The sequence below is a fragment of the Frankia sp. CcWB2 genome (assembly GCF_977927585.1).
On sequence record NZ_CDWRCM010000014.1, the window covers coordinates 29,288 to 30,023 of the forward strand.

Annotated in this window: 1 pseudogene and 1 riboswitch; the pseudogene reads right to left on the minus strand. The window is 67.5% G+C overall.

Annotated elements, in window-relative coordinates:
* Nucleotides 1–287, minus strand: a pseudogene (locus tag ACY45C_RS03130) (threonine synthase); the annotation flags it as partial.
* Nucleotides 288–295: 8 nt separating this feature from the next.
* Nucleotides 296–412, minus strand: a riboswitch (SAM riboswitch).
* Between the last annotated feature and the right edge of the window lie 324 nt (nt 413–736).

The following is a 736-nucleotide window of genomic DNA, read 5'->3' on the forward strand; positions in this document are numbered from 1 at the left end:
AGCGGCGTCCAGCCGGCCCCGAGGGAGACCCGCCGTGCCGGGTCATGCCCGGCGGGCAGCAGCCCGACATAACGCCACAGGTTCGCCGGACCGCGTTCGATGGACTCTCGGGTCACTCGAGCCAGCAGGTCCGGGTCGTAGGCGATTTCCAGGGGAGCGAAGCATTCCACGCACACATGCGTAGGGGACAGCGGGTAGGTGGCGCCGCAGTGCCGACAGGACAGCGAGACCGCGGGGTTCGCGACGTCGAGGGCGGGACCGGTGGCACGCTCGGGCGCGAGTGTCATGAAGAAGCTCCTCATCTTTCCCGGGGCAGTCTGCCACCAGGACGGAATTAGCACCTGCCGCGCACGGGATGCGGGTGGTTGCCGGGGCTTCGCTGGGCCGTTCCCTCTGCCCCTCTGGATGAGCCAGATGAAGTTGTCTGTCCGTACTGTAGACCGTGCGCGGGTGGTCGTGCACCGGTGTTGCCTCTGGTTGTGGACATGATATGGGTCGGTCGGAGGTTTCTCGGTGTGGTCTCACCGGTGCGGGCGGGTCCTGCCCGCTCGTACCGGCCGCGCGCGCCCCCATGCCCGGAGATCGACCCGATCACGCCAGAGCCAGGGAGCCTGTAACAGTGAGTATCCGCGTCGTCTATACCGATCTTGACGGCACGATGGTCGGTCCCAAGGGTTGTTTCTTCCGGGCGGAGGGGGGAGCGATCACCCTGGAGCCGGCTCGTGCGCTCGCCGAG